The organism is Halopseudomonas pachastrellae, assembly GCF_900114765.1.
Classification (GTDB): domain Bacteria; phylum Pseudomonadota; class Gammaproteobacteria; order Pseudomonadales; family Pseudomonadaceae; genus Halopseudomonas; species Halopseudomonas pachastrellae.
In genome coordinates, this window is record NZ_FOUD01000042.1 from 1 (window position 1) to 4,862 (window position 4,862).

The following is a 4,862-nucleotide window of genomic DNA, read 5'->3' on the forward strand; positions in this document are numbered from 1 at the left end:
ATGTGGTGGACGTGTTTGCGGCTGTTGGCCTGGATAAACCGAACATCGGTTTGCTCGATGACGACTTCCTTGCTGAAGTGCGCAGCCTCCCCGAGAAGAACCTCGCGGTAGAACTGCTTGAGCGCCTGCTGGAAGGGGAAATCAAAAGTCGATTCTCCACCAACGTCGCTCAAGAAAAGAAATTCTCCGAGCTGCTGAGTAACGTCATTGCCCGCTACCAGAACCGTTCCATTGAAACGGCTCAAGTCATCGAAGAACTCATCGACATGGCGAAGAAATTCGCCGCCGCCAGCAAACGCGGCGAGGTGCTGGGGCTTAACGATGATGAGCTAGCCTTCTACGATGCGTTGGCCAATAACGAGGCTTCCGTCCGCGAGCTAGGCGACGAGATTCTCGCCAAGATTGCCCATGAACTGACCGATGGTTTGCGTAAAAACGTGACGGTGGATTGGAACAACCGAGACAGCGTTAGGGCAAAACTGCGTTTGATGGTTAAGCGGATTCTTCGCAAGTACAAATATCCGCCGGACAAGCAGGAGGAGGCTGCACAGCTAGTGTTGGTGCAGGCTGAGAAACTGTGCGAGGAGTGGGTGTGAGAAGTCGAGAACGTGGATGTTTCTGCTCCAGCATGCCGAGCTGCCAGCTGAAGCTTTTATCGTTGGAAGGCTTGTGTGTAGTTGCCCCCGCTAAACCGGACACCACCTCATTCGTTTGATGCCAGTTCCGCCCTGTACTCCCAGGGCGATTTCATTTTCAGCCCCTTGTGCGGGTGGCTGCGGTTATAGTCTTCGACCCATTCCGGCAACCTAGCCATCACCGTGGCGGCATCAGGGAGATCGTTCAAGTACACATAGTCGCGCTTAAACGTCTTCACGAAGGCCTCAGCCATGCCGTTGCTCTGAGGGCTTCTCACCGGTGTGGTGCACACGACAAAGCCCAGAGAGGACGCGAAGGCTCGCGTTTCTTTGGCAGTGTAGCAACAGCCATTGTCCGTCAGCCATTCCAGCGGATGAGGCACTCGCTCTGACTGGCCGAATCGGTACTGCAAGCTTTACAGCAGCAGGTCTTGAACCATCTCACCGGGGATGCCAGCAGTAGTCGCCACGTAGCGCATCGTAAGCGTACGGGGAATACACCTTGCGTCGATCAGCCCGGAATCCACTGATGCGGCAGCAGTTGCTCGATCTCGCTAGCCTTCTGCGTCGGCAACCGCGTTAGCACGTCCTTCAGGTAGGCATACGGATCATGGCCATTCATGCGAGCTGACTGGATCAGGCTCATGAATGCAGCCGCGTGTTTACCGCAAAGCTGGAGTTCAAAAGGTGTGTTCACCGGACGCTTACGGCCTTTTTTTATTTTTACCGGCCGGTACGTTGCCCGGTGTTGCTTCTTTCGTAAGCGCACGGGGAAGGCACCTTGCGCCGATCAGCTCGGCATCCACTGATGCGGCAGTAGTTTCTCGATCTCTTTTGGGACGGGCTTGAGTTGGAGTGCGGACTAGCCTGTCAATGACCATTGCCCCCAACGGATGACGGACGTTGGGACGACGGAAAGCAATGTGCAAAGTTTGCATATTGCCCCCCGCTCGGCGACAAACGCTATTCGCTTTTAGTGCCGCAAAAGGAGCGGATCCAACTTAATCCTTCTCTGGTCCCCACCGCAGGGTTGTACTCACACCCCACCCAGCCGGTGAACGATGGTAAGCGTACGGGGAATACACCTTGCGCCGATCAGCCCGGCATCCACTGATGCGGCAGCAGTTGCTCGATCTCGCTAGCCTTCTGCGTCGGCAACCGCGTTAGCACGTCCTTGAGGTAGGCGTACGGATCATGGCCATTCATGCGAGCTGACTGGATCAGGCTCATGATCGCTGCAGCCCGTTTACCGCTGCGCAACGATCCAGCGAACAGCCAGTTTGACTTGCCAAGCGCCCACGGTCTGATCTGGTTCTCGACCGCATTGTTATCGATGGGCACGGCGCCATCATCCAGGTATGCAAGGTGTCGGCTAGGGGCTTGGCCTTTTCCTGGCGTATTCGCCAGCGATCCTCGTCACTCAGGTCTTTGGCTTGCCGTTCGACTTCATACAGCCCGCCAATCGAGTGCAGCGCTTGTTCGGCCAGCTGGCTTTTGTTGGCGGCATGCAGGTCGAAGAACTTGCGCCGCGCATGCGCCATGCAACCGATTTCGGTGATGCCCTGCTCGAAGCCAGCCTTGTAGCCTGCGAAGTCATCGCAGACCAATTTGCCATTCCAGGTGTCCAGGAAGTTACGCGCATGTTCGCCAGCACGGCTGGGACTGAAGTAATAGACTACCGCCTTCAGTGCTGAGAACGGCGTAGTGCAGTAGGCCCAGACGTAAGCCCTGTGTGTTTTCTTCTCGCCGGGTGCCAGCATCTGCACCGGTGTTTCATCGGCGTGTACAACGTCTTGAGCTAGCACTGCCTCGCGCAATGCATCCACCAAGGGTTGGAGCTGCACGCCGGTTTGGCCTACCCACTGCGCCAACGTCGAACGCGATATGACCAAGCCTGCACGGCCAAAGATCTTTTCCTGGCGATACAGCGGCAAGTGGTCCGCGAACTTGGCCACCATTACATGGGCCAACAAGCCGGCGGTGGGAATGCCCTTGTCGATCACCTGGGCCGGCACAGGCGCCTGGATCAGCGTTTCGCACTGACGACAGGCCCATTTGCCACGCACATGTTGCTCGACGGTGAACACGCCAGGTGTGTAATCCAGCTTCTCGCTCACATCTTCGCCGATGCGCTGAAGTTGGCACCCGCAGGCACACTGTGTGCTCTCCGGTTCATGGCGGATGACCGTACGTGGGAACTGGGATGGCAGCGGAGCGCGCTTGGGCTGTTGGCGCGATGAGGTTGCGGCAGGCTCAGGCCGGAGCGCGTTCAGCTCTGCCTCGATAGCCTCGAGGTCGGTGTTGAGCAAGTCATCCAGCAAGCTGCCTTGCGCCGGACTGATTTGCTCACTGCGCTTAGCGAATTTGTGCCGCTTGAGGATGGCGATCTCGTGAGAGAGTTGCTCGATGACTGTCTTGTCGCGGCGGCTCTCTCGGCCCATGGTGTCGACCTTGGACAGCAACTGCGCAGCGAGGGCGCGCAGTTGTTCGGGCGTCATTTGGTCGAGATTGGGCGAGGAAGTCATGCCGTGGATTTTACCAAAGCACGGTCACTGCAACAGCTGATAAGCGGGGTTCAGAGCACTGTAATTGCGCCGCTGGAACCGATTCGCTGCCATGGCAAACCGAGCACCAAGGCCTGGAGTTGCTCAGCGTCGAGTTCGACCTCCAGACCACGATGCACGCCTGGCCAGTGGAACTTGCCCTGATTCAGTCGCCGTGCGGCAAGCCAGATGCCCACACCATCATGCACTAGCACCTTCATCCGGTTGGCGCGCTTGTTGGCGAACAGGTAGGCGCAGTGCGGCTGCGCCGCCCCGAATACGGCGACTACGCGGGCCAGCGCTGTGTCAGTGCCGGCGCGCATGTCCAGAGGCTCAGTGGCGAGCCAAATGCGTTCAATGCGGATCACTTCAGCAGCTCGCGCAGGAAACGAGCACAACCTTCAGGGTCGTTGCCCGGCCACTGCACCGACAGCTTGCCGACCCGATGAGGAATAACGATCTGGATGGCCATGTCGGCAGCACTCGGGGTAGCAGGTAGGCTCGGGACGAGAGGGATCGGAATAAAACTGGAGGGTACAGCAGGCAGCTGTGCCTGCTGGCGGCGAATCCACTTGTGCACGAGATTGGCGTTAAGGCCATGACTCAAGGCTACGCCGGCAACCGAGGCACCGGGCTGGCTGCACTCCTCGACGACCTGGGCCTTGAAGGATTTGGGATAGGAGCGGCGTAGGCCTGGCACGGGAGTTCCTCCGCAAGGGGCTTGAAATGGTGTCCACCAAAAACAGGTGGACACCATGCCGCTACCAGGCGGAATTGAGGAGGTGTGTTGCCCGGACGGTTACCTTCTTTCCGCTTTTTGGAACCCGTACGCGAAGCATGTCACTAGTTACTCGATACGCTGGCACCGAGTCCCTAGCGCCGTGCAGATTGTTGTTAAACCGTGCGACGCTTAGTCTGTTGGTGCGTACTTTTGGGGCTGACGCCCTTAGCCGCAGGCTCTGCCGAATACCACACTGGTTTACTTTTCCTGCTGATTCTAACTTTCGAAAGGTCTGCGTTAGGCGCGGCGCACGGCAACGAGAAACTGCGCTTCGTTGCCGTGCGCCTGTCTCCATATCGCTCAATCGACCGCGTAGACCGATGCCCCATGATGTACGCCATGAGCCTGGGGTTTATGCCAGAGGCTTTGAGGTTGGAGCCCATCTGGTGCCGTAAGCTTCTTAGCGTTGGCTGTACTTTACGTCTGGGCCAAAGCTGCCTGCATTGTTCTCGCAGAGTATCCCTGATTGCCGCAGCGCTGCGGTGTGAGTGTCGATACAGGTCTACTGCTTTAGCCGCAAGCTCAAAATCTGTTTGGTTTGGGAACGTTATATCTCGGTCGGCACCCCTGATGCCTTGGTCGTCCTTTTTTGCTCCAATAATATGGAACCCCTCACGCGTGACCTGAATCGAGTGCATCTCACAGGGCCGGACGCCGAGTAGCCAAGCTAGCGTAACGGCAGCAAAAACGTCGTAGTGTCGTGTTTTTCCGAGGTGATGCAGAAGTGCGGCAATATCATCCTCGCTCAGGGCTTTAACTGCGTAAAGCTTCTCTTTGGGAGGGATGGCGCTGCCAGGCAAGGTGGTTGGGTAATCCCCCCATTTTTAGTACTCGCCAGAAGTAGAGGTCAGGCCGCAAGGGCCAACTTCTGTTTGGGGGTGATGCCACCCAGGGCCATGTTTG

The 4,862-nt window shown here is 57.5% G+C and carries 4 protein-coding genes and 3 pseudogenes; 1 reads left to right on the forward strand and 6 read right to left on the reverse strand.

What is annotated here, in order from left to right:
* Positions 1-596: DUF3387 domain-containing protein (locus tag BM116_RS18420; protein WP_139222387.1), on the forward strand; the 596-nt coding region annotated here is incomplete at its 5' end.
* Between the two features lie 107 nt (positions 597-703).
* Here BM116_RS18420 and BM116_RS18425 read toward each other — a convergent pair.
* The 6 genes and pseudogenes from BM116_RS18425 to tnpA form a co-directional block, all read right to left on the reverse strand.
* Positions 704-1,135: pseudogene (locus BM116_RS18425) on the reverse strand (integrase core domain-containing protein); the annotation flags it as partial.
* Between the two features lie 11 nt (positions 1,136-1,146).
* A pseudogene (locus tag BM116_RS18430) lies at positions 1,147-1,302 on the reverse strand (transposase domain-containing protein); the annotation flags it as partial.
* Between the two features lie 428 nt (positions 1,303-1,730).
* Positions 1,731-1,865, reverse strand: a complete 135-nt coding sequence (locus BM116_RS19365; protein ID WP_407920325.1) for a transposase domain-containing protein — start codon at positions 1,863-1,865, stop codon at positions 1,731-1,733.
* A gap of 75 nt (positions 1,866-1,940) precedes the next feature.
* A pseudogene (tnpC, locus tag BM116_RS18435) lies at positions 1,941-3,160 on the reverse strand (IS66 family transposase); the annotation flags it as partial.
* 50 nt (positions 3,161-3,210) lie between these two features.
* Positions 3,211-3,546 (reverse strand): IS66 family insertion sequence element accessory protein TnpB, encoded by a 336-nt coding sequence (gene tnpB / locus BM116_RS18440; protein WP_268874578.1) that lies wholly within the window; start codon positions 3,544-3,546, stop codon positions 3,211-3,213.
* Complete coding sequence (tnpA, locus tag BM116_RS18445) at positions 3,543-3,878, reverse strand: IS66-like element accessory protein TnpA (RefSeq protein WP_211276324.1); 336 nt, start codon at positions 3,876-3,878, stop codon at positions 3,543-3,545. Before tnpA ends, tnpB begins: the two co-directional genes overlap by 4 nt.
* Between the last annotated feature and the right edge of the window lie 984 nt (positions 3,879-4,862).